Origin of the sequence: Paenibacillus sp. FSL R7-0189, assembly GCF_037969925.1 — a bacterium.
In the GTDB taxonomy this organism is placed as follows: Bacteria; Bacillota; Bacilli; order Paenibacillales; family Paenibacillaceae; genus Paenibacillus_AQ; species Paenibacillus_AQ odorifer.
Genome location: NZ_CP150223.1, coordinates 4,775,363 through 4,798,889, shown reverse-complemented (window position 1 = coordinate 4,798,889; position 23,527 = coordinate 4,775,363). Strand labels below are relative to the sequence as shown.

Genomic DNA, 23,527 nt, shown 5'->3' with positions numbered 1-23,527 from the left:
GTCGTTTCTCGTAGAAATATAAGGATATTCAATAAAAAAAGGAGCCAGCCCCAAGGGCTGACTCCATTTCAGGTCACTTCTCAATTATGCAGTTTCCAAAACAGGCAACAGAATTTCGAATACTTTTCCGTGCTGCAGAATAGTCAATCCACGAGATTTGTCTCTCATTACGACAACCTCTGGTTTTACAGACATACGCTCCAGATAGTGCTCAGGCACATCACCGGAATGACTGATCGTAATGCCCTCTACTTCTTGCTCTTCATTTTCTTCCAGCGGGCTTTCCACTACGCGGTCAAAAATATCCGAGAATACCTCAAAATTATCTGTGTATACAGAAATGCATTTCATCTCTATCCCATCCTCTTCTTCAACTCTAACTTTTAACTTTTTGGCGTATGATCTTTAGCTTTCCTGACGACAGCCGTTTTCATACGTTTTTTGCCCTCTCGACATACATCAAGGAGCGGACAAACCTGACATTTTGGATTCTGAGCCTTACAGTGATATCGTCCAAAAAAGATTAGCCGGTGATGCGTGAGCGTCCATTCATCACGTGGCACAGCCTTCATCAGCTTTTTCTCCACTTCCAGCACAGAATCTTTCCAGCCTGCCAATGCAAGTCGTTTAGCAACCCGCTCCACATGAGTGTCCACAGCAATGGCAGGAACTCCAAATGCGTTGGACACTACTACGTTAGCGGTTTTACGACCTACTCCTGGCAACGTTACAAGTAAGTCATGTGCCTCAGGCACTTCTCCGCCATACTGTTCTATGAGTATAGAGCACAGGCTTTGGATATGCTTAGCTTTGTTACGATATAAGCCGATGCGCCGGATATCCCCCTCCAATTCCTCCAGCGGCACAGAAATATAATCGATGGGGGCTTTGTACTTTTGGAACAGGTCCTCGGTCACTTTGTTCACCGTTGCATCCGTACATTGGGCTGACAGCAGCACCGCTATTGTTAATTCAAAAGCGTTACTGTGATTTAGCTCGCAATGTGCATCCGGAAACAAATCTCCAATCGTATCCAAAATGTGGCGGACGTCTGCAGCTTTCATAGTGTCCCCTCCACGGAGCAAAAACGCTCAGAAAATTCTAACGAGCGTCTCACCTCAAATGTTAGAAATATAAGCAAAGTACGTATTATAACGTATGGATTCATACATTTCAACACATACGATACTGGCATTATATTTCAAGTATTAACGCCTTGAATGTCCTTATAAGAACAGTAAGCGTTTAAGCGAGAAATATAAGACATACAGTATAGGAGCAATACTTATACTTTCTTATATTTCAAAAAAAACGTCTTGACGCAGGTAAAGCCCCCTGTGTCAAGACGGTGATTCACTCAGAAATCCACCATTGCAACTATTGTTTCACAATTTCAACCAAAATATCATTATTGAAATACATTATAATATTATCATTTTCTTTCAAAGATTGCACGGATAAAGTCGAATCTCCCTGATGAATATAAACATTAGCAGGAACAAAGAATTGATATTTATCGTTCAAATTAGGTCTCTTCGTCACCAATGAGTTTGTTGCACTCTCATAACGTGAGAATGTTCTACTGAGCTGAGACATAATACGAATCGTTGTAGATCCATCCGGATCCTTGCGAATCTCTACTCTGTCCCCTGCTGTCAAGTTGCTAAGAGCAGTCGTTGTCGAACCATCACGAATGATTTTGACTCCTCCACTTACCGCTAAGGTCTGTGCTGCTCCAGCATAATCCTTCACAACTACACTATTCCCCGCGGCATCTACAGAACTTACCTGACCTGTTGTAAGCTTAACTGCTTGAATAGCCAGCGGTGAGCTACCATCAAAAGTCACATTAAGATAATCTCCCGCTTTTAAATCCGTTAGCTTAATGCTCTCACCAGCTTCATTGGTCAACGGGATTGCCAAAGTATTAATATCACTGGTTCCCCCATTCCATTTGATGCCCAAACGGTTGGTTCCAGAATTCACGGTTGCCGCTTCAACTTGCAGCACAGTCTTCACTTTCAATACCGCTATCAGATCCTGACCTGTAGTCAGTGAAGCCGTTACATTGCTTCCAATAGGAATATCACTTAGGGAAGGACTAGTCTTACCAAAGAGATCAACAAGTTGCGGATAAGGCATCGTTAAACTTTGTCCATCATTAAACTTCAAAACAAGAGTTTTCGACGTAGAATTAACAGCTGTTAAAGTTCCTTCGTACTTTGTGACAATTTCCAAAGACAAAGCCCGCTGTCCTATTGCCTTCAGATTAACTTTGCGGTTCTCGATAAGTTTCGCACCCATATTAGTTAAGTTAGGCAATGCACCTTCATAAATCAGCTTTGTTTTCTCATCCAACTGAACCACATGGGCTTTTTTGCTGCTATCCATAACTGTAAGGAGCTGTGTTTTGCTATTATAATCCACAATTGTTGCTCCACTATACTGCTCAATTTGGCGGCTTAACACTTCAATTTTGGTGACTTGATCGCTGCTGTTTAAGGTAACCTGAATCTTGTCCCCACCTACTGCATCAGCAATAAGATCATCAGCTACTGCTCCACTCATGTTCGGAATAACAATCGTCGGTTTAGTGCCAAGCAGTTTAACCTCACGATTTCCGTCTGCTTTTTTGTAAACAACTGTGGAACTAGTCAGCTCGGTAAGTACCCCGTCAACTGTCCGTTCAACACCTTCTGTCACTTCTACAGTGCGGATCACATTATCTTGAATCGTATATTTGACCGCATTACCTGTCTTCAAATCTGCAGGTTTCAGCACTGATGCTTGAGAGCTGAATAATGAAGTCCCATCTTCCCATTTAAAAGTTTCTACAGTACCCGCAGTATTTTTGAAAGTAATGCTTTTACCAGTAAGATCTACACTTTGAATAGTGCCTGTTGTTGTTTTGTTAACAACCCCTGAAGTCACTTGAACCTTTACTACTTTATGTGAACCACTATACGTTTCACGTTGCAGTGAAACTACACTATCTGTTACCAGCGAAGCAGGTTCAATTCCAGCTCCATTTACATCCACAAAGGAAGTAGTCTCATCGTAGTAGTATTCTGTGAACCCTGTTGGTGACTTTAACCAAAGCTTATTACCTGGAGCTACCATGGCGAAGTTTCCTGACAGAGTCTCTACTTGTTGTGTAGGGTCAGTCACTTCAACATAAGCCGCGTTATATGTCGCGCCAATTACAGTAACCTTAGTGTAGGGTTGGACATCACTTAGATTGATTCTGCTTTCAGAAGCACTTGTGTAATAAGCAGTGCTTGCTCCCAGGGTATATGTAGAAGTCTTTCCGTTGTTATAGACGGATAGTTTCCCATCTGCTAATTGACTGATCGTTCCTGATACCGTGTTGTCGTATTCAACCGTATTGTGAGCTTCAGCGCGACTGAAAAAAGTCGCCAATTGCGCACGTGTTACAGCGCCTTGCGGATCAAAACGATTGCCATCAAGTCCATTGGCTAGGCCTAAATCAACGGCAACGTTGATGTAACCACGTTTGTTGGCAGACACTTTGGTATCATCTGCAAAGCCAGTTGGCTCACTAGCAGCCCCTGCTGCATCTGCGCTTTTTCCAAGGGAGCGGATTAACAGCTCCGCAATCCATTCCCGGGATGCTTTACGCTCTCCCCAAGAAGTCTTCAGATTATCTGGAGCCATTTCGGTTGCTTTATCGAGTAATCCTTGTTGAAAAGCCAACACAACATAATCCTTGTAATAATTCGTAACCTTAAAATCGGTAGGCAATGCTACCGCAGAAGAAGCATCCACTTTATCCTGCAACTTCATAAACCGCAGGGCCATAAGCACTGCTTCCTGTTGAGTTACAGAATCTCCAGGACGGAACAATCCATTATTCCCAACCACAATTCCTTGTGAAGCGAGTTTGTAAATATGTTTTTCAGCCCAGAAGCCTGTCTTCACATCGCTAAAAATCCCTACAGATTGAGTAGTGGTTGATGTCGGTGTAGTGGCAGCTGTGTCTGCAAACACTGCACTTGCACCACCAAAAACCATAACACCAGCCATAACAGCCGACACTGCTTTATTAGAATAAGCCTTCAATGGACGTTTTGACCTTTTTTGCGCGGACAATAGATTATTCCCCTCTCTATGACTCAAATAAATAGTATGTTTAAAAATTCGTCAGCTAGATGCCTAATTCCTTTGTTGCATGACCAATTAAGAATTATCTCTAGTCATAGGATGCAATAGGTCCACATGGCCCATCAGACTTTCTACCTTTTCACCATCAACTAAAACTTCGATACTCTTTACTTCCGCAAATTGAAAATAAGTTTTGGCAAGTGAAGTAATGGCAAAGGATTCTCCACCCGCACCAAGCTGAGCTTCATCTGGTTTATGAATATCCATTACGATTTGACCCTCTACGAATTTCAATGATTTCAGCTCAATTTTACCCCATAAAGGTACAAGATCTGTATTCTCATTACTTTGCAGTGCTTTGAACGTCTCTGTATATTTCTCAACATCGTCAGAGTAGTTAATCGTAGTCTTAGCAGGCACTAAATCCATAATTTGCGAATCTGTGTAATAAACTTCAATACTCTGGCTTTGCTTTTGTGTCTCATTTTCTACCGGCTTCGATGACGGCTGTGTTTCTGCATTAGTATTATCTGCTGTCGGTTGCGGAGTGCTAGCCACTTCGCTTTCCTGATCATCAGACGGAGCTGGGGTACTTTCTCCCGCACCACTTACAACGTTTGTAGTATCTTGCTCCACTCCATTAGCAGGAGCTGCAGTAGGCTTATCTCCACAGCCAGCAATCACTAGTAGAAGCAGCGCAGCAACCCCAACCATAGTCCATTTTTGTTTAAACATTAATAAACGCCTCCTCTAGATGAATACGGGCAGACAGGTACCGCAAAACCACTTCTTGCCTTTTTATAGATAAAAGCAGAAAGCTGACTTTGCGGCGCTCGTCTGCCACTGGTCTGTTATTTTATACCCAAATATTCCTTGATTCCACTCACTATTGAAGCAGCAACTTTGTTTTGTAATGCTTCCGTAAATAGCAATGTCTCATCCTTCTTATTGCTAAGGTATCCTACTTCAAGTAGAACAGCAGGCATTTTCGTTTCACGAATGACATGGAAATTCCCGTATCGTACACCGCGATCACTAAGCCCTGTAGCCTCAACTAGATACTTATGCATCACTTTCGCTAAGGCCTTACTGGCTTCCCGCTGATAATACGTTTCTGTCCCGCTTGCCGCAGAAGATGCGGAACTGTTGGCATGTACAGAAATGAATAGATCTGCTTTTAAATTATTAGCCATAGCCGCCCTATCCTTGAGCTCCAAGAATGTATCGTCACTGCGTGTCAGTACGACGTCGATATTACTTTCTTTTTTCAGCAATGCTGCTGTCTTAAGTACTATAGCTAAATTAAAATTCTTTTCGTATTTTCCTGTTACTCCTACTGCACCAGAATCTTTAGCTCCGTGCCCTGCATCCAGTACTACGAGCTTCTTGCCATCATTACCTGGCTGTGTTGAAGTATCATCCGTACTTTCTGCATTCAGGTCAATGATGACCAACTTAGAATCAGTTCCAGATACGCTGATGTTATAATTCTTAGGATAATTCAAATCAATTACAAAACGTACAGTATAAGGGTTGGAGCTATAAAGCGAATACCGTACGCCTGATACATCAGGATAATCCTTCACTTCCAGTTTGCCATTCAGATCAGGATCAAGAACTTGTCCCGTACCAAACAGATCTGAGAAAGTGGCATTAGGAAAATCAATAACTAACCGATCCGGCCCTGTCATTACACTTACTTTTGGCGCTGAATTACCTTCCATCGCAATGCTCAAACGATTCTCACTAAAGCTCAAACCATTTATCATGGTTAAATTCTTAGTAGGATCTACCGGCGGAACAACCTCAGATCCACCATTTCCAGAGTTTCCATCTGAACTTCCGTTTTCATTTGAGGATCCTGGGGTAATAAGGTACACGATCTTCTTTGCATTATCCCAAGTGACGGTGAGACCAAACTGCTCACTTATGAACCGTATAGGTACAAGTGTCGTATCACTCCGCAGGACAGGTGCAGTGGTAAGCTGTACTGTTTTGTCATCAACCGAAGCTGTCTTTTGATTAACAATAAGTTTGATGACCTTACCTTGCTGTTCAATCGTCACCGTTTTGCTTTTTTGATCCCAGCCCACGGTATAACCAAGACTCTCGGAGATCAATCTCAACGGTACCATGATAGTATCATTCACATTTTCAACCGGTACTTTTTGCCCTGCAGTAATCTCTTTGCCGTCCAGATAAATCTTGCTATTCGCGGCAGCAGCATGTCCATGCTCAGGCAAAACCAACACAAAGAGCAACAAAAACAACATCAAACTGAATTTCTTCATTCTTCACCTCTAAGAATCTAGTATTCGCCTGTGAATGGCGATCGTGGTGCCCTGTCTCCGTCAACCTCAGACCTCTATTAGACGCTGGTAATCTATAAAGGTTGCGAATATATTCCATAAAAATTGAGAAATCTCACCAACCTCAAGTCTTAAAGCCCCAGATATTCCTTAATCCCGGCAACAATTTCTCTCGCTAATTTCTCTTGAAGCTGCTCACTATACATCGCCGACTCATTCCCTGAATTTGTAAGATATCCTACCTCCAGCAAGACTGCCGGCATAGTAGTTTCTCGTGTAACATGTAGGCTTTTCGTACGAATCCCGTTGTCTTTAAAACCAGTAGCGGCTAATAAATGCTTATGCATAATCTGAGCAAGAGGCAGACTATCACTGCGAGAATAATAGGTTTCACTGCCATTTATTTTATCTCTATTTGGATATCCAACATCTAGCGAATTCGCGTGCACTGAAATAAAGAGATTCGCTTTAGCAGCCTCCGCAATTTTCACGCGATCCTGAAGCCCCAAGGTAGCATCATCCGTTCGAGTAAAGACCACGTCAACTAATGCTTCCTGCGTTAATAGCGTTTGTACTTTGCGGATGACGGCCAGATTGAAGTCTTTTTCCAGCTTGCCTGTGAGACTGACAGCTCCAGATTGAGTTCCGCCATGCCCCGCATCTAGAACTACAATGGGTTTACCTAACGTTCCATTAGCCCCTGGGGTGTTGCCTCCGCTGCTAGTTACATTCAAATCAATCGTAACCAGCCCGGTGCTTTCATCCGTACTAAGCTGGTACGGTTGATTTCCAACCGTTTGAATTACGAATCTGACAGTGGACGGACTCACACTGAACAGTGCATAACGGATCTCAGAAACGAGCGGGTAGCCGGCAACGTCCAGCTTACCTTGTGGACCGCCAGTGGTGGTAACACCCGTAAGACTTCCAATGAAATCCGGATCGAACGCAGCACCCGGAAAATCTACGACGATTCGATCAGGGTTGCTCATTTTTGTAACGTTTGGCTTAGTAGCCCCCGACACAGCGATAATAAGCCGATTCTCAGTGAATACTGCCCCGTTTACTAGAGGGCCTGTTGGAATTCCTGCTGTGCTTCCTGGTGCCGTAGTTGTTTGTGGAACTGGTGTCGGGCTGGGTGAAGTTACTACACTGCCAGCAGTTGTCCCGTTATCACTTCCCGGCGTAGCACTTGGAGTTGGGACAGGTGTATTAGTTGCTGTTGGATTGGTAGTATTCCCCTCAGGTGTCATTGCAGAATTGCTAACTTGTCCACCTGTCAAATAGACAGTTTTATCAACATTATCCCAGCCCACCTTTAAGCCGAACTGCTCGCTTACGAAACGAATTGGAACGAGTACTGTGCCGCCACTCTGCTTAGGAGCTGCATTTAAATCAAACGTCACCCCATCTGCATCAGCTGTTTTCCGTCCTACCGCCAGCTCAATGCTTTTACCATCCTGGTGAACGGTTACTTTCCGGGTCTGCTGCTCCCATAACACCTCGAATCCAAGATTCTCTACTACCACTCTGACCGGAATCATAACGCTACCATTTACGTTTTCGAGCTTAATTCCTTTTGGCAAAGCAAGTTCCTGATTGTCCATAATAATTCTGCCTGCGCTGCTACCAGCTGCGGCAGCTTCTTGTCCGGTGGATGATAATAATAATAATGGCAGTAACAAAAGCAGCAATATACGAAGCCCAGCTCTTCTCATTCTCATTTTCCGCTCCTTCTGCAAGTAATAGATCCTAGATAAGTATTTAGACGACAGAAATCACCAAATGTTTCCTTAATGACCAATGAATATATCGATTATAGCAAAAAAACTTCCATTTCCGACACCCGGAAATAGAAGTTTTGCGTATTTTTTGTAAAGTTTAAGAATCAGACCAGTTATATCCTCTTTTTAAGAGAATAGCTTGGCAGCATGACGCTCTTCATAAGCAGCAATTTCATCCGCATGTTGAAGGGTCAAACCGATATCATCCAAGCCTTGCAGCAGGAATTGACGACGGTGCTCATCCAGATCAAAGTTGATGCTCAGTCCGAATTCATCTTGTAAAGCGTTGTTCTCAAGATCAACTGTCAGCTTGTAGTCCTCATGCTCAGCTGTCCGTTTGAACAATTCATCCACTTGCTCTTCCGAAAGCTTAATCGGCAGAATGCCGTTCTTAAAGCAGTTATTGTAGAAGATATCCGCATAAGAAGGTGCAATTACAACTCTGAACCCGTAATCCATAATCGCCCATGGTGCATGCTCCCGAGAGGATCCACAACCAAAGTTAGCGCGTGAGATCAGAACAGAAGCCCCTTGATAACGTGGTTTATTCATTTCGAAGGCTGGATTATCGTTACCTTCTTCATCAAAACGCCATTCATAGAACAAAAACTGTCCAAATCCCGTCCGTTCAATCCGTTTCAAAAACTGTTTCGGAATAATCGCATCCGTATCTACATTTACCCGGTCAACTGGTGCAACAATTCCTGTTAATTTTTTAAAAGCATCCATAGTTTTATCCTCCCGTGTTCTCTCTAGTTCTATGAGCTGACGGCTTCCGTCTTATAATTCCAATCACGTACATCAGTGAAACGACCTTTGATCGCAGCTGCGGCTGCCATAGCTGGAGATACCAGATGTGTACGTCCTCCGCGTCCTTGGCGTCCTTCAAAGTTACGGTTCGAGGTAGATGCACAGCGTTGTCCAGGCTGCAGAACATCCGGGTTCATGGCCAAGCACATGCTGCATCCCGCTTCACGCCATTCAAAGCCAGCTTCAGTAAAGACTTTATCAAGTCCTTCTTTCTCAGCCTGCATCTTAACACGGCCCGAGCCTGGAACAACAATGGCAGTAACCTTTTCAGACACCTTATGACCTTTAGCTACCACTGCTGCAGCTCTCAAATCTTCGATCCGTCCGTTAGTGCAGGAACCAATAAATACATAATCAATCGGAATTTCAGAAATAGGTGTTCCAGGAGTCAAATCCATATATTCAAGCGCTTTTTCAGCAGCTTTACGTTCATTTTCAGTGGTGAAGTCAGCCGGATTCGGTACGCTGGAGTTGATGTCAGTACCCATGCCCGGGCTAGTACCCCAGGTCACTTGTGGAATCAATGTTTCCACATCAAATTCAACAACCGTATCGTACTGAGCGCCCTCGTCGCTTACAAGACTCTTCCATGCTTCTACAGCAGCATCATAAGCCTCGCCTTGCGGTACGTATTGACGTCCACGCAGATAATTAAAAGTAGTTTCATCAGGGGCAATCAAGCCAGCTCTTGCTCCACCTTCGATCGACATATTGCAGACAGTCATACGTTCTTCCATCGACAATTCACGAATAGCTTCGCCTGTATACTCAATTACATAACCTGTGGCAAAATCAGTACCGTACTTAGCAATAACACCTAGGATCATATCTTTTGCTGTTACGCCAGGATTACGTTTGCCTGTAAAGCGTACTTCCATTGTCTTAGCTTTGGATTGCTGCAAACATTGCGTAGCCATTACATGTTCAACTTCACTAGTTCCGATACCGAATGCCAGTGCGCCGAATGCACCATGCGTGGAGGTATGGCTGTCGCCGCAAACGATAGTTTTGCCAGGATGTGTCAAGCCGATTTCAGGACCCATTACGTGTACAACGCCTTGATCAATATCATTCAGATCGAACAGTCTTACACCAAAATCAGCACAGTTCTTAGAAAGGGTATCAATTTGTTGCTTGGAGATTGGATCTTTAATGTTAAAACGATCTTTAGTTGGTACGTTATGATCCATCGTTGCGAAGGTCAGCTCAGGACGGCGAACCTTCCGGTTGCTGAGACGAAGCCCTTCAAAAGCCTGTGGAGAAGTAACTTCATGAACCAAATGCAGATCAATATAAATAATGCTAGGTTTACCTTCCTCTTGATGAATAACGTGATTCTCCCAAATCTTCTCAAACATTGTCTTGTTGCTCATAATTTCACCTCATTAATAGAATCGTTCATTGGAAGAGAGCGTGGAGTCTCTCTTGAATGATCTAAATATAACACCCCTATCTTTATAATTCCAAGATATGATATCTATAAAAGTGATAGCCTGAACCTATAAGCTGAGTTAGGGTATGTTGAGGCGCAATATGTAGAAGCGATGCGCAAGCGGGGTATGTAGCAGCGTTGCACAAGCGGGATATGGAGCAGCGTTGCGCAAGCGTAGTGTGTAGGTGCGATGCGCAAGCATAGTGTGTAGAAGCGATGCGCAAGTGTGATGTGTAGGTGCGATGCGCAAGCATAGTGTGTAGAAGCGATGCACAAGCATAGTGTGTAGAAGCGATGCGCAAGTGTGATGTGTAGGTGCGATGCGCAAGCGTAGTGTGTAGAAGCGATGCGCAAGCGTAGTGTGTAGAAGCGATACGCAAGTGTGATGTGTAGGTGCGATGCGCAAGCGTAGTGTGTAGGTGCGTTTAGTTGTATTTTGTACAGCTATATTCCTGTGAATCATTCGTTAATGAATATAAGTGTATTTTGTGCAGCTATTTTCTTGAATTATCGCCCTATAGCTGGGAACTCTGCTTTTTAGTTGTATAGAATACACTTAAAACCAAAATCATCCCTTTTGCATACGAAATAGCTGCACAGAATGCAGTTATCTCATATTTACTCTCAAGATCCGGCGCAATAAATATATTGTGAGAGGATATCGGATACTTCGATCAGTGTAGTAGGGATAATTCTTGAAAACAGGACCGGCAGATTCTGGGGAGTGAAGAAGTGAATGCTCCTTCGGGTTGCCTATACAAAACTATAATCCAATAGGATATACTTATAAGTAAATCATTTCCCTAAGGAGTCCATATATGGAACTGAGACAACTGCAGTATGTGCTGCAAATCGCAGCCGAAAAAAACTTTTCACGTGCAGCGGACAAGCTGCATATTGCCCAGCCCTCGCTCAGCCAGCAGCTTTCCAAACTGGAAAAAGAGCTCGGCGTAATGCTTTTTCAGCGTAATACCAGCTCAGTTGAGCTGACCTACGCAGGTTCTAAATTCGTTGAACAAGCCCAGATTATCATTGACGCAGTGGAGCTGCTGCGACAAGAGATGTCCGACATATCAGAACTGCGCACTGGACGTGTAGTTGTGGGCAGTATGCCGATTACAGGTGCACATCTTCTGCCGCATGTGCTTCCAGTTTTCAAACAAAATTATCCTGAGGTAGAAATTACGCTGCTAGAAGACTCGTCGATGAACCTAGAGAAGCTCACGGCAAGTGGTCAGACCGATTTAAGCCTGCTCTCCTTACCCCTCGAAATTCCTGCTCTAGCTTATGAAGAGCTTGGAGAGGAAAGAATTGATCTTGCCGTCCCTCCTGAACATCCGCTCGCTAAACGAATCATAGATGGAACACGGACCTCACTTGAAGAGCTTAAGGACGAACCTTTCATCGTACTTAAGGAAGGTCAGGGCTTCCGCAAAATGACTGTGGAGCTGTGCCGGAAAGCCGGATTCGAGCCACGAATCGTTTTCGAGAGCAATAATATGGAAACCGTTCAATCCCTAGTGGCAACAGGTATGGGCGTGACTCTTGTTCCTCGTTTTATCGCTCGTGCACCGCGGAGTGAATTTGTTCCAGTCTACTTACCGCTCGCTGATCCGGTGCCTAGTCGTACGCTAGTTGTAGCATATCGACGCGGACGATATTTATCCAAGGCCGCAAAGGCTTTTGTAGAAACATTCAAATCAACCGTGTCTGAATTAACGGAAGAATAGAATATATACAAATAAAGTGCCCCAGTAACCATTCGCGTGGTTGTCGGGGCACTTTTTCAGGTAAACCTCTTTTAACAGTACTAGATTATTTACGCAAATTACGCTGTGTAATCAGGCGGTTCTGATCATCCGACACACGTGCTTTACTTGAATCAGTCAATCCCTTATCAACTGGAGCCCCGGTGTGCTCTTCCACAAATTCACGAGTCACACTATTCTGAAGCTCTGCTACTTCGTTTGAATCTTGATTCTGTCCCTGCTCGGCATTGTTGTCTTTAGTCAATTTAATCCACCTCCTGGTAACAGATTATAAGTTCTTTACCCCTTCTCTTTGAGGTTAAACATAATATATAGAGCTTTCTGCATGAAGAAATATATCCTACGTTTTCCCTTTGCAATGCAACCAGCTCCATGGTATTCTATTGAAAATAAGTGAAACGTGCAGACGGGACCAGTAAGAATGAGTCTAACCGCGCCTAGAGAGTAGATTCCGACAGGCTGAAAGAATTTACCGCGGTTTTCGTTCCGAATCCTACCCCCGAGCGGCCTGTGTCTAACAGGACGGATCCTCCCGTTATGAGAATGAAGTCGGATGATCCCTCATCAATGAAGGTGGTACCGCGGAAGTTTATAAGCTTTCGTCCTTTGCTAAGTCTAAGGATGGGGGCTTTTTGTTGTTTTCAGGACTTAATAAACGAAGAGGATGTGGACAGAAATGACGACGCGAATCGTGGTCAAAATAGGCAGCAGCTCGCTGACCGGACCCGAGGGCGGTTTGAATCGTGAAGCAGTCTCCTTTTTTGCCTCAGAGATTGCCGAGTTGAAGAAAAACGGCTGTGAGGTGTTGTTAGTAACCTCTGGTGCGGTAGCCGCCGGCTTCCGCAGTATCGGTTATCCAGCACGTCCGAAGCTGCTGCATGAGAAGCAGGCCGCTGCGGCTGTGGGTCAGGTACTGCTGATGCAGGCTTATCAGGAAGCTTTTGCCCAGCATGGAATTACTACCGCGCAAATATTGCTGACTCGCACCGATTTCTGCAGCCGCAGAGCCATGAATAACGCTATGATGACTGTAGAAGAGCTACTTCGCCAAGGAGCGGTGCCCGTATTTAACGAGAATGACACTGTCTCCGTAGATGAACTGAAATTTGGCGATAATGATACCCTCTCTGCGCTCGTAGCCAACCTGTTAAAAGCCTCTAGACTGCTTGTCTTAACCGACATGGATGGTTTATACAGTGGAGATCCCCGCAAGCATCCGGATGCTGTCCGTTATCAGTTCGTAGATGACATTACACCGGAGATATATGCTATTGCTGGTGGAGCTGGCTCTAGTGTTGGAACAGGCGGTATGCGATCCAAAATCGATGCGGCCAAAATTGCTACTCGGGGTGGTGTTCCTGTCTTTGTCGGAAGAGCCACCGAACCTGGTGATTTACAGCTTGCTGCAACGGGAGAAGGCAGGGGCACTTATTTTGCAACGAAGCTATCCTCTCTTCCCGTCAAAAAACAATGGCTAGGCTTTATGTCTACCCCTCTCGGCTCCCTATACGTGGACGAAGGGGCTGTAGAAGCTTTGCTACATGGCGGACACAGCCTGTTGCCTGTAGGCGTCAAACAGACAGAAGGTAGTTTTCACGCAGGAGATGTTGTAGAAGTTCTTGGACCCGACTCCAAATTGCTTGGACGTGGGATTGTAAATTACGATGATGCTCAGCTGCGCAGCATTCAAGGTCTGCCAAGCCGTGAAATTGTACCGAAGCTGGGAGAAGTACACCGGCTTGAGGTCATTCACCGTGACGAATGGATTACACTGAGATAAACATTTTTTTCAATTCAAATATAGGGAGGAAACGTCATGAGTGAAGTTATTAATAAGAGTAAATTAGCCAAGGAGACAACAGGAGTTCTAGCAAGCTTAACAACTGGCCAGAAGAATGAAGCACTGCTGGTCATGGCCGATGCACTTCGCCGCGAAGCTCCCGCCATTATCACCGCCAACGCGGAGGATTTGGAACGAGGAAGACTTAATGGAACTCCGGAATCCATGCTCGACCGGCTGGCATTAGATGTTGACCGGATTAACAGCATTGCCGAAGGCTTGCAACAAATCGCTGTATTACCGGACCCTATCGGTGACACGCTAGAAAGCATTGAACGTCCTAACGGCCTCAACATCCAGAAGCTGCGTGTTCCGCTTGGTGTGATCGGCATCATCTACGAAGCACGTCCCAATGTGACTGTTGATGCTGCGGGTCTATGTCTTAAAACCGGCAACGCTGTTGTGCTGCGCGGTGGCTCCTCTGCCCTGTCCTCCAACCGTAAAATTGTCGAGGTTCTGCACAATGCTCTTGCTGAAACCTCAATGCCGCCTAACGCGCTTCAGCTGATTGAAGACCCAAATCGTTCTTCAGTAGATGAAATGCTAAAGCTGAACGGACTTTTAGATGTGATTATCCCGCGCGGAGGCAGCTCTCTTATTCAAAATGTAGTCCTTAACGCAACCGTTCCCGTAATTGAAACTGGAGCAGGCATCTGCCATACTTATCTCGACGCAACTGCCTTGCCAGAAATGGCACAGGACATTAGTTTAAATGCCAAAGCTCAGCGCCCTTCGGTATGTAACTCTATGGAAACACTACTCGTTCATCAGGATTACGCGAGCAAATATCTGTTATCCTTAGCCGAAGCATTCCGTGAGGTTCATGTAGAACTTCGTGGCTGTCAACAAACCCTCTCTCTTGTCCCATGGGTATTACCTGCAACCGTAGAAGACTATGCTACAGAATACAATGATTATATCCTTAATATTAGAATCGTCAGTGATATGGAAGAAGCTATGCTGCATATCGCCCAGTATGGCACGAAACATTCGGAATGTATCGTAACGGAAGATCAGGAGAACGCCACACGCTTTTTACAAGAAGTGGATGCTGCCGCTGTTTATCACAATGCCTCAACCCGCTTCACGGATGGCTTTGAATTTGGATTCGGTGCAGAGATTGGTATTAGTACCCAGAAACTCCACGCACGTGGCCCGATGGGTCTGCCTGCACTAACTTCAACCAAATATAAGATCTTCGGAACGGGACAAATTCGGGGTTAGTATACACGTTTAAGTATTCTATCACACAACTTTTAGGAGGATTTTAGCCATGTGTCAGCAACCTTCAGTTCCACTCATGAATCATAATATTGTTTTTTATGGCGCAGGCTCCATGGCAGAAGCCATCGTTCGCGGGATGATTAGCCGCAATATCGTAAAGCCCGATAATGTCATCATGCTCAATCGCAGCAGCAGTGAACGTCTGGCAGAATTAAAAAGCCGTTATGGTGTAATAGGCACAAATGATCCCGAACAAAAAGTAGAATACTTACGGAACGCACCAGTAATAGTACTGGCAATGAAACCTAAAGATGCTGCCGAATCCTTACGCGGACTAGGCCCGCTTCTTTCTCCGGATCAAATCGTAGTTTCTATCATTGCAGGTCTATCTATTCGAACCATGCAAGGTCTACTTGGCAAAGCACAGCCTATTGTTCGCACAATGCCTAACACCTCCAGTTCCATCGGTCTGGGTGCCACTGGTCTAGCCTTCTCCAAAGAAGTAGACGAAAGAGGCCGTCGCCTTGCTCTTAATATCTTTGAGGCTGTCGGGCTTACAACAGTCATTGATGAGGAACGTATGGAAACCTTGACTGGAATTTCAGGCAGCGGGCCTGCGTATATCTATTACATGATGGAAGCCATGATCGCCGCTGGTATCCGTGGTGGGCTGCCACTTGATCAAAGCACCGAATTAACTGTTCAAACTGTGCTGGGAGCTGCCCGAATGGTACAACAGACGGGAGAAGAACCCGCAGCACTTCGTAAGAAGGTTACTTCCCCTAACGGATCAACACAAGCAGCTATAGAAGTGCTTGAACGAGGGGAATTCTTTGAAACTGTGATTGCAGCAGTTAACCGATGTGCCGAACGCTCACGTGAAATGGGTGCAGCCCTAGAGAAAGAGCTTCGTTCTTAACCAAAAAAAGATCGCAGCCCATCCCCTTAGCGGGTGGGAAGCGATCTTTTTTTATCTTGTTACAACATTTCCATAATTATCTCTTACGATTACCTTTAGATTTACAGGAGCCGCAACGGTCACGTTCAACGCACTCCTGGAGTTATCGAATACTAGATGTCTAGGTATGTCTCCTAAGATGACGTAAAATGTGTCTCCGACTTGCTTAGTTTGCAACAGCCGCTTCTCTTGCTCTTGCTTGAGTTGCCCTTCTGCCGTGGAATAACTCCCAAATACATTCAACTCGTTCCCAGCCGTTCGATCAACCATAATTCCATAAGGTTCGGCAGCCTGGATTATAAGTGTGCCTACACCCTGTGGAACATTCCCCTTCCATTCCGGCAAGGAATAATTCTCCTCCGTAGAGGAGATCACATGTCTAAGTTCCTGTGTTAATCCTAAAGAGCTGACTCCTGCGAATACTAAACAGCACACTGCCAGAAATCCGACGAACAGAACACTTAGCACATCATAGTACATTTTCCCTTTACCACGGAACCATAAGGTGTAAATCACAATTTCTAAACCAAGTAAGATAAAAATGAGCGGCCACCAAGCAAGTGTTGTCTCGAACACATCCGCTCCTTTCCACTGCGAGACCATTATTAATGCCCCGAGAAATAAAAGGCTCAGTCCCATCGACAACGTACCTACACGCCAACTTCTAGACTTCCCTACGTTCACTGGAAACTCGCTAGTTACCATGACTCCCGGCTCTACTTCTATTGGATTATTCAAGATTGACCCCCCGCCCCTTTTCTACTCTTATTATTCTTACTTCCAGTCATCAGCTTCACCCCGCCACCAATCAATAACACGGAGACGACAATGGTCTTAAAATATTCATTTACGCGATATTCCAGCCGCCATTCTGGAAATCTGATATCGATGGCAGGAACTGCGACATTCACAACAATAAAGTATAATCCGAGACACATCAGGACTGCTCCGAGCCAGCCTTGATGATTTAAGAAACCTTCGATAACCGGCTTATCCTGCAAAGGTTCACGTCCATATCGGCTAACTAACTGTAAGCCATCGAATAAGCTATAGAACCAAATGACCGGGATAAGGAAAAAGAGCAATGTTAACCGCAATAGATCCATGACATAAATACTTCCTAAGAAAAGAAGCATGAGCTGGAGCCCTCTTTTTTGCAGTCCCAGATACATCTGTCCAGCACCAGGAAATGCGGATAGTAATGTCGCTAATACTTTGCTGCGTCGTCCTTCCTCACGTCCAGCCTCCATCTCTTCGAATAATGTGCGGTCAACAAGCATTTCTCCTGCTTGTTTACGATGGATCAACTGAACTGCATCAAACATGCAATACAGCCAAATTACTGGCAATACTCCAAACAGCAGCAAAAATGCATCACTCGAAGTAATTCCAGCCAAGAATAACATAACGGTCATGAATCCGAAAAATGAAATCAGAAAGGATAGTCCACGCTGCATCAGCCCCATATGAAAATGACCCAATCCAGGAATGAAAGACAATAAGATGACATGCACACGTTCATTATCCTCCGTCTTTACGGGCATAGTAGAACTAAAATCCAGCATTGATCCATCAGGCGCTACAATTGGAGTGGGCATTTGCAGTAATTTAATCACCAGATGAATCATCGAAAGAATCCATAGAAGTAAGAATCCGATCACTCCCAATGCCAGAATCCCCTCATCCCCTTCAGCCATAGCGATTAAGAATGACATAAATAACACACCAAAGCTTAGCAAAAAATAAACAATCCCTTGTGGGCGTCTTCCCATATAATAATGACCTGCTCCAGGAATCATATTAAGAAAAAGACCCTTAATTTTATTACGCTGCTGTTGCATTGTTCATTTCTCCTCTCATTTCTGTCTTCCGTCCATAATCCGGCTCAACCATCCGCTGGTGGCTTGCATGAATTGTTCGCTATAAGATGGCGAATTATCTTTCTTAGGGACAATAAGCTCCATTTCACCCGTGAGTAACTTATCAAACATCCCGGAAGACATAATCAACAGCGTTAACGAAGCAGCAACGGCATAATGAAAGATTGTTTTATCATACCAGCGATAACGCCGTGATCCTTCTTCTTGCCCCGCTACTTCTTCTATGACTACTGAAGATCTCACCGTAGCCACCCAATCTCCCATAACTCTCTCTGTAAAAGCAGACGAATTCTCCAATGAAGGCAGATCCTCCTTTAGCTCATCCAGCATCTCCATGTATGAAACAAATGTGTCTTCATCCTTGAGCAGCAATTGTTCCCATTCATCTCGCTCTATACTATCTTCTTGCCCTTCAAGATAAGCTTTTGCCTGCTCGCGGCGAATTAGGTTTTCTCCACTCTTCATCATAGCCATTCGTCCTCCTTCCAATGTTTTCGCATCCATTGTCTCGCCCTATATAGTCTGGACTCCACCGTCTTCAGAGTAATTTCATTTTCAGCAGCAATTTGCTCATATTTTTTATTTTCCAGATAATAAGCCACCATAATTTCCCGATGACCCTCCGGTAAATTGTTGATCTCACCCGACAGACGATTCATCCGGTCACGACGGACAACAGTAGCTAGTACATCCTCCTCATTAGAAGGTGTCTGGCTCAGCACAAGCTCATAGTCAACAGGTAACTCTCGTAGCCGATCACGTTTACGTTTGGCATCAATAGCCTTATTTAAGGCGATCCGCGTAATCCATGATTTTAAGCCTTGATAACGGTAGTCAGGGAGAGATTTATACATCTGAAGAAAAGCTTCCTGAGCAGCGTCTTCAGCCCCTTTGACTTCACGTAATACAGAATAGGTGATTTTGTATATGTGCTGACTGTATGTATTTACAAACTGGCGAAACGCGTCTTCGTCTCCTTGGCAAATCCGCTTGATTAATAGCTCTTCCTCAATGACTCTCCCCTCCTTCCCACAGCAATAGACGCTGAGTTCTTCGCCTACCCCTGCACTTATCTAAAAAAATAAAAAAAGAACCGTACAGACTCTAGCATAGCTAAAGCAATACGGTTCTCTCCTAAACGATCTATCTTCCACCATTGCGGAATTTTTGTGTATACGTCTTAACATCCTGAGCGTTCTTGACCCGGTTACGGGCCCATTCCAGCAATATCCGGTCGATATAACGAAAATGAACCTTCCCCGCAAATACGGATTCCTTGAGTGCTAACAGAATCAGCTCCTCAGGATATCGGTCTTGATCCACCCAGCTGGAAATCGTCTCACATTCCATTGGAGACAGCGGGCGCCCGAATTCCTTCTCGAAAATACTGAATAGATTCCGGCTCTCCTCTTTATCTCCAAGTGAAGAAGGAGATGTGGGGGGAGTTCCGAATCCTCCACCTGAAGCAGCAGCCCGGGGAGCTGATGTTGCATATGCTCCCTTGTCCTTATCTTGCTCATTTTCTTGTACAGCTGTCGCAAGATAAGCACCTAGCTTTCCATATAGCCCTGAGAAATTGTAGCGTTCATAATGGATATCTCTTAGTTCATCGTTGTCTCCATCGATGCTAATGAAACCTTCCTTCATGAGCTTCTGCAATTCTCCGGCGAGAACGGAAATGCTACGACCAGTTACGACCTGAAGCTCCTCCAGAGAAGGGAACTCAATCCCTTCCACTTGCCTGAAGGAGAGCAGATGAATCAGCAGCATCGCTTCACTTCCGCTTAAATTCAGCTTCCGGTAATACTTCAGTAAAGCGTAAGGTATGACGGCCATTCCGTTCTCCAGACCGAAGGAGACGCCTTCGCTCCAGGTACTCCATGTCTTGCCGTCCATGTGCTTCCCCCTTTGTTCAAATCCTAAGAACTTATGGGTAGAGGCGGTACAGTGTACGTGGGAATGGAATAGTCTCACGTACATGGTCAAGACCACAGATCCAAGCTACAGTACGCTCAAGCCCAAGTCCAAAACCGGAGTGAGGTACAGATCCGTAAGTACGCAGATCCATGTACCATTTATAAGAATCCATCGAAAGATTGTGCTCTTTATAACGCTCTTCAAGCAGCGCAGGATCATCGATCCGCTGTGAACCCCCAATAATCTCTCCATAACCTTCAGGAGCGATCATATCAGCACACAGTACGACTTCAGGACGATTTGGATCCGGCTTCATGTAGAACGCTTTGAATGAAGCAGGATAATGAGTAATAAATACAGGTTTATCGTATGCTTCAGCGATTGCTGTTTCATGAGGTGCACCGAAATCATCACCCCAAGCAATATCTTCAAAGCCTTTATCATTCAAGAACTTGATCGCATCGTCATAAGTAATGCGTGGGAATGGTGCTTTGATATTCTCCAGCTTGGAAATATCGCGGCCTACCGCTTCCAACTCCGCACGGCAATTCTTCAATACGGATTGTACTACGAAGCTAATAAACTCTTCCTGAACCTTCAAGCTTTCTTCATGATCTGTGAAGGCCATTTCAGGCTCGATCATCCAGAACTCGATCAAGTGGCGACGAGTCTTAGATTTCTCCGCACGGAAGGTTGGTCCAAAGGAATATACACGGCCCAGTGCCATAGCTGCAGCTTCCATGTATAACTGTCCGCTTTGGGTCAGGTAAGCATCCTCATCGAAGTATTTCGTGTGGAACAAGTTAGTAGTTCCCTCTGCTGACGTTGGCGTCAGAATCGGAGGATCCACCTTTGTAAATCCGCTCTCGTTGAAGAACTGTTGGATTGCCCGGATAATCTCCGCACGAATAACCAGAACAGCCCGCTGCTTCGAGGCACGGAGCCAGAGGTGACGGTGATCCATCAAGAAATCAACGCCATGCTCTTTCGGAGTAATTGGATAATTCTCTGTAAGGTGCAGAACTTCAATTCCGGTAACAGTCATTTCAAAACCGGATTGACTGCGAGGCTCCTCACGAATAATACCGGTCACATACAATGAGCTTTCCTGTGTGAGGCTCTTAGCTGCATCCCATACCTCTTCAGGCACTTCTGATTTCACTACAACTCCCTGAATATAACCTGTACCATCGCGAAGCTGCAGGAACTGAATTTTACCACTGGAGCGCTTGTTGTTTACCCAACAACCGATAACAACACTTTCTCCAACATGTTCATTCACGTTCTTGATTACACTCTTGTTAGCCATGCCTTCAATCTCTCCTCTAATTTAGCCGTTAATTCCTTGCACAATACGGTTTGTATCACGTGCGATGACAAGTTCTTCGTTAGTCGGAACTACAAGCACCTGCACTTTGGAATCTACCGTAGAGATACGACGCGGGTCGCCGGAGCGAACTTTATTAGCTTCAACATCCAACTCAATACCCAGGAACGTAAGGTTATTTAGCAGTTTCTCACGTAGCAATGAAGCATTTTCACCAACACCAGCAGTGAATACGATAGCATCTACACCGTTCATAGCAGCCGCATAAGAACCGATATACTTGCGCAAGCGGTACTCATACATTTCAAAAGCTAGCGTGGAATTAGGCTCACCTTTTTCCATACCCTCAATAATATCACGCATATCACTGCTTACGCCCGAAATTGCTAGAAGTCCACTATGTTTGTTCAACATGGAGTTAACTTCGCCTACGGACAATTCTTCCTTGTTCATCACGTAAGGTACAATTGCTGGATCAAGATCACCACTGCGAGTCCCCATCATCAAACCTTCCAGAGGAGTCATACCCATCGAAGTATCCACAGACACTCCATCTTGAACTGCAGTTACACTACCTCCGTTACCGATATGACAAGTAATGATCTTCAGATCTTCCAACGGACGCTCCAAGTACTCCGCAGCAGCTTTGCTTACGAAGTCGTGTGATGTACCGTGTGCGCCATAACGACGAACTTTATATTTATTGTACAGTACTCTAGGAATCGCGTACATATAAGCTTTTTCAGGCATTGTTTGGTGGAATGCAGTATCGAATACAACAACCTGCGGTACACCCGGCATATTTACTTCAGAAGCCGTAATCCCCATCATTGCTGCTGGGTTATGCAGGGGTGCAAGGTCAAACAATTGACGAATTTTAGTCTTGGCATCAGCGTCCACAAGTGCGGAAGCTTTGAAGAATTCACCACCATGTACTACACGGTGACCCACAGCATTGATTTCTTTAATGGATTCAATAACGCCATGCTCTTTATCCGTTAGGCAAGCTAGAACTTTACGAATCGCTGTGTTATGCTCCAAAATTTCACTTACTTCTGTTACTTCAGCTTTACCAGTAGGTTTATGGTTCAGAATGGAGGAATCCATCCCGATACGTTCCACCAAACCTTTAGCCAAAACGGATTCATCAGCCATATTGTACAATTGATATTTTAAAGAAGAACTACCGGAGTTAATTACTAGAATATTCATATACGGTCACCATCCTTGTCGTACTGGAAGAAGCCTTCGCCTGATTTCATACCTAATTGTCCTGCACGCACCATCTTCTTAAGGATCGTGGAAGGACGATATTTCAGCTCACCATATTCACGGAACATATTTTCGAGTGCAGCAAGGACCGAATCCAGACCAAATCTGTCAGCCATTTCAAGCGGTCCATATTGGAATTGATAACCAATACGCATAGCATCGTCAATATCCTGTGCGGAGGCAACGCCCTCTTGCAGTACATGCATAGCTTCGTTGATAAACAAGCAAATGAGGCGTGATGTTACAAATCCTGGGGATTCATAAATCATTACACCTTTTTTCTCAACAATTTCATCAACAAAGGATTTTGTATCTTCAAAAGTAGCATCTGAAGTTTTCAGACCGCGTACAATTTCAACAAGATCCACTTTAGCTACAGGGTATATGAAATGCATTCCGATCACGCGTTCCGGATACATTGTAGAACTTGCAAGTTCAGTCAAGCTAAGTGTTGACGTATTGCTGGCAAGAATAATGTGGTTTGGACATACTTGATCCAGTTGATTCAATATTTTTTTCTTTTCTTCTAAATCCTCAACGATTGTTTCGATAACCATGTCACAAGAGCTCAGCTCTGCGAAATGTGTCACTTTTTGAATGCGGCTAAGAATCAGCTTTTTCTCAGCTTGAGTGATCGCCCATTTCTCCAGTTGCTTATCTAGACTTGTCTCGATCATTTCGTAGGAGTAGTCCAGTTTCTCAGGGGTTTTCTCCACCAGCAATACATCCAGGCCCTTGGCTGCCAGCATTTCGGCAATCCCTTGTCCCATTGTGCCACCGCCGATGACACCAATTTTCTTGAAATTCATAAAAAAGTCTCCATCCTTTCAGGTATCTATACTTTTGTATTGTACCTTGTCTGTCGCAAAAATTTATAAAGCCC

The 23,527-nt window shown here is 44.7% G+C and carries 21 protein-coding genes; 4 read left to right on the top strand and 17 right to left on the bottom strand.

Annotated elements, in window-relative coordinates; all coding sequences use genetic code 11:
* Window positions 1–84: 84 nt before the first annotated feature.
* The 8 genes from MKY63_RS20910 to leuC form a co-directional block, all read right to left on the bottom strand.
* Entirely contained in the window at window positions 85–351 is a 267-nt protein-coding gene (locus MKY63_RS20910) for a hypothetical protein (protein WP_036676334.1), read from the bottom strand.
* 32 nt (window positions 352–383) lie between these two features.
* Window positions 384–1,064 (bottom strand): endonuclease III, encoded by a 681-nt coding sequence (gene nth, locus MKY63_RS20905; RefSeq protein WP_036676333.1) that lies wholly within the window; start codon window positions 1,062–1,064, stop codon window positions 384–386.
* Between the two features lie 313 nt (window positions 1,065–1,377).
* On the bottom strand, window positions 1,378–4,110 hold the full coding sequence (locus tag MKY63_RS20900) for an S-layer homology domain-containing protein (protein WP_339809762.1): 2,733 nt from the start codon (window positions 4,108–4,110) through the stop codon (window positions 1,378–1,380).
* A gap of 87 nt (window positions 4,111–4,197) precedes the next feature.
* Window positions 4,198–4,857 (bottom strand): GerMN domain-containing protein, encoded by a 660-nt coding sequence (locus tag MKY63_RS20895; RefSeq protein ID WP_036676330.1) that lies wholly within the window; start codon window positions 4,855–4,857, stop codon window positions 4,198–4,200.
* Between the two features lie 116 nt (window positions 4,858–4,973).
* Window positions 4,974–6,413, bottom strand: a complete 1,440-nt coding sequence (locus tag MKY63_RS20890) for an N-acetylmuramoyl-L-alanine amidase (RefSeq protein WP_038572397.1) — start codon at window positions 6,411–6,413, stop codon at window positions 4,974–4,976.
* A 149-nt stretch (window positions 6,414–6,562) separates the two neighbouring features.
* Window positions 6,563–8,155 (bottom strand): N-acetylmuramoyl-L-alanine amidase family protein, encoded by a 1,593-nt coding sequence (locus MKY63_RS20885; RefSeq protein ID WP_081386864.1) that lies wholly within the window; start codon window positions 8,153–8,155, stop codon window positions 6,563–6,565.
* A 186-nt stretch (window positions 8,156–8,341) separates the two neighbouring features.
* Window positions 8,342–8,944: a 3-isopropylmalate dehydratase small subunit gene (gene leuD / locus MKY63_RS20880; RefSeq protein ID WP_036676325.1), complete on the bottom strand. Its 603-nt coding sequence runs from the start codon at window positions 8,942–8,944 to the stop codon at window positions 8,342–8,344.
* A gap of 29 nt (window positions 8,945–8,973) precedes the next feature.
* Window positions 8,974–10,398, bottom strand: coding sequence for a 3-isopropylmalate dehydratase large subunit (gene leuC / locus MKY63_RS20875; protein WP_036676324.1), 1,425 nt, complete (start codon window positions 10,396–10,398; stop codon window positions 8,974–8,976).
* An 877-nt stretch (window positions 10,399–11,275) separates the two neighbouring features.
* On the opposite strand from leuC, the gene MKY63_RS20870 reads away from it, so the two are divergent.
* Window positions 11,276–12,187 (top strand): LysR family transcriptional regulator, encoded by a 912-nt coding sequence (locus tag MKY63_RS20870; protein WP_076127566.1) that lies wholly within the window; start codon window positions 11,276–11,278, stop codon window positions 12,185–12,187.
* A gap of 85 nt (window positions 12,188–12,272) precedes the next feature.
* On the opposite strand, the gene MKY63_RS20865 is transcribed toward MKY63_RS20870, so the two are convergent.
* Window positions 12,273–12,470 carry a hypothetical protein gene (locus MKY63_RS20865; RefSeq protein WP_076192175.1) on the bottom strand — a complete coding sequence of 66 codons (198 nt, stop codon included), beginning with the start codon at window positions 12,468–12,470 and terminating at the stop codon, window positions 12,273–12,275.
* A 432-nt stretch (window positions 12,471–12,902) separates the two neighbouring features.
* Between MKY63_RS20865 and proB the strand changes: the two genes are divergently transcribed.
* The 3 genes from proB to proC are packed head-to-tail and all read left to right on the top strand — an operon-like array spanning window position 12,903 to window position 16,209.
* A complete protein-coding gene (gene proB / locus MKY63_RS20860; protein ID WP_076101454.1) occupies window positions 12,903–14,006 on the top strand; it encodes a glutamate 5-kinase in 1,104 nt (367 codons plus the stop codon).
* Window positions 14,007–14,042: 36 nt separating this feature from the next.
* Window positions 14,043–15,290: a glutamate-5-semialdehyde dehydrogenase gene (locus MKY63_RS20855; protein ID WP_339809761.1), complete on the top strand. Its 1,248-nt coding sequence runs from the start codon at window positions 14,043–14,045 to the stop codon at window positions 15,288–15,290.
* Window positions 15,291–15,339: 49 nt separating this feature from the next.
* A complete protein-coding gene (gene proC, locus MKY63_RS20850) occupies window positions 15,340–16,209 on the top strand; it encodes a pyrroline-5-carboxylate reductase (protein ID WP_339809760.1) in 870 nt (289 codons plus the stop codon).
* A 51-nt stretch (window positions 16,210–16,260) separates the two neighbouring features.
* Here proC and MKY63_RS20845 read toward each other — a convergent pair whose 3' ends face one another.
* The 8 genes from MKY63_RS20845 to MKY63_RS20810 form a co-directional block, all read right to left on the bottom strand.
* Entirely contained in the window at window positions 16,261–16,986 is a 726-nt protein-coding gene (locus MKY63_RS20845; protein ID WP_248548501.1) for a hypothetical protein, read from the bottom strand.
* The gene (locus tag MKY63_RS20840) at window positions 16,983–18,089 is read right to left on the bottom strand and encodes a hypothetical protein (RefSeq protein WP_036676314.1); all 1,107 of its coding nucleotides are present in this window, start codon (window positions 18,087–18,089) and stop codon (window positions 16,983–16,985) included. Before MKY63_RS20840 ends, MKY63_RS20845 begins: the two co-directional genes overlap by 4 nt.
* Before the next feature lie 15 nt (window positions 18,090–18,104).
* Entirely contained in the window at window positions 18,105–18,602 is a 498-nt protein-coding gene (locus MKY63_RS20835; protein ID WP_339809758.1) for a hypothetical protein, read from the bottom strand.
* A complete protein-coding gene (locus tag MKY63_RS20830) occupies window positions 18,593–19,048 on the bottom strand; it encodes a sigma-70 family RNA polymerase sigma factor (protein WP_254924542.1) in 456 nt (151 codons plus the stop codon). Before MKY63_RS20830 ends, MKY63_RS20835 begins: the two co-directional genes overlap by 10 nt.
* 223 nt (window positions 19,049–19,271) lie before the next feature.
* Complete coding sequence (locus MKY63_RS20825) at window positions 19,272–20,024, bottom strand: DnaD domain-containing protein (protein ID WP_076302747.1); 753 nt, start codon at window positions 20,022–20,024, stop codon at window positions 19,272–19,274.
* Between the two features lie 31 nt (window positions 20,025–20,055).
* Window positions 20,056–21,354, bottom strand: coding sequence for an asparagine--tRNA ligase (gene asnS, locus MKY63_RS20820; protein WP_036676308.1), 1,299 nt, complete (start codon window positions 21,352–21,354; stop codon window positions 20,056–20,058).
* 21 nt (window positions 21,355–21,375) lie between these two features.
* The gene (locus MKY63_RS20815; protein ID WP_036676305.1) at window positions 21,376–22,584 is read right to left on the bottom strand and encodes an acetate kinase; all 1,209 of its coding nucleotides are present in this window, start codon (window positions 22,582–22,584) and stop codon (window positions 21,376–21,378) included.
* Complete coding sequence (locus tag MKY63_RS20810) at window positions 22,581–23,453, bottom strand: 3-hydroxyacyl-CoA dehydrogenase NAD-binding domain-containing protein (protein ID WP_036676304.1); 873 nt, start codon at window positions 23,451–23,453, stop codon at window positions 22,581–22,583. The genes MKY63_RS20815 and MKY63_RS20810 overlap by 4 nt, the downstream gene beginning before the upstream one ends.
* Window positions 23,454–23,527 lie beyond the last annotated feature (74 nt).

Coding starts and splice junctions, on each gene's coding strand:
- MKY63_RS20910 (WP_036676334.1), bottom strand. CDS start 351: ATGAAATGCATTTCTGTATACACAGATAATTTTGAGGTATTCTCGGAT.
- nth (WP_036676333.1), bottom strand. CDS start 1,064: ATGAAAGCTGCAGACGTCCGCCACATTTTGGATACGATTGGAGATTTG.
- MKY63_RS20895 (WP_036676330.1), bottom strand. CDS start 4,857: ATGTTTAAACAAAAATGGACTATGGTTGGGGTTGCTGCGCTGCTTCTA.
- MKY63_RS20890 (WP_038572397.1), bottom strand. CDS start 6,413: ATGAAGAAATTCAGTTTGATGTTGTTTTTGTTGCTCTTTGTGTTGGTT.
- MKY63_RS20885 (WP_081386864.1), bottom strand. CDS start 8,155: ATGAGAATGAGAAGAGCTGGGCTTCGTATATTGCTGCTTTTGTTACTG.
- leuD (WP_036676325.1), bottom strand. CDS start 8,944: ATGGATGCTTTTAAAAAATTAACAGGAATTGTTGCACCAGTTGACCGG.
- leuC (WP_036676324.1), bottom strand. CDS start 10,398: ATGAGCAACAAGACAATGTTTGAGAAGATTTGGGAGAATCACGTTATT.
- MKY63_RS20870 (WP_076127566.1), top strand. CDS start 11,276: ATGGAACTGAGACAACTGCAGTATGTGCTGCAAATCGCAGCCGAAAAA.
- proB (WP_076101454.1), top strand. CDS start 12,903: ATGACGACGCGAATCGTGGTCAAAATAGGCAGCAGCTCGCTGACCGGA.
- MKY63_RS20855 (WP_339809761.1), top strand. CDS start 14,043: ATGAGTGAAGTTATTAATAAGAGTAAATTAGCCAAGGAGACAACAGGA.
- proC (WP_339809760.1), top strand. CDS start 15,340: ATGTGTCAGCAACCTTCAGTTCCACTCATGAATCATAATATTGTTTTT.
- MKY63_RS20840 (WP_036676314.1), bottom strand. CDS start 18,089: ATGCAACAGCAGCGTAATAAAATTAAGGGTCTTTTTCTTAATATGATT.
- MKY63_RS20835 (WP_339809758.1), bottom strand. CDS start 18,602: ATGGCTATGATGAAGAGTGGAGAAAACCTAATTCGCCGCGAGCAGGCA.
- MKY63_RS20825 (WP_076302747.1), bottom strand. CDS start 20,024: ATGGACGGCAAGACATGGAGTACCTGGAGCGAAGGCGTCTCCTTCGGT.
- asnS (WP_036676308.1), bottom strand. CDS start 21,354: ATGGCTAACAAGAGTGTAATCAAGAACGTGAATGAACATGTTGGAGAA.
- MKY63_RS20815 (WP_036676305.1), bottom strand. CDS start 22,584: ATGAATATTCTAGTAATTAACTCCGGTAGTTCTTCTTTAAAATATCAA.
- MKY63_RS20810 (WP_036676304.1), bottom strand. CDS start 23,453: ATGAATTTCAAGAAAATTGGTGTCATCGGCGGTGGCACAATGGGACAA.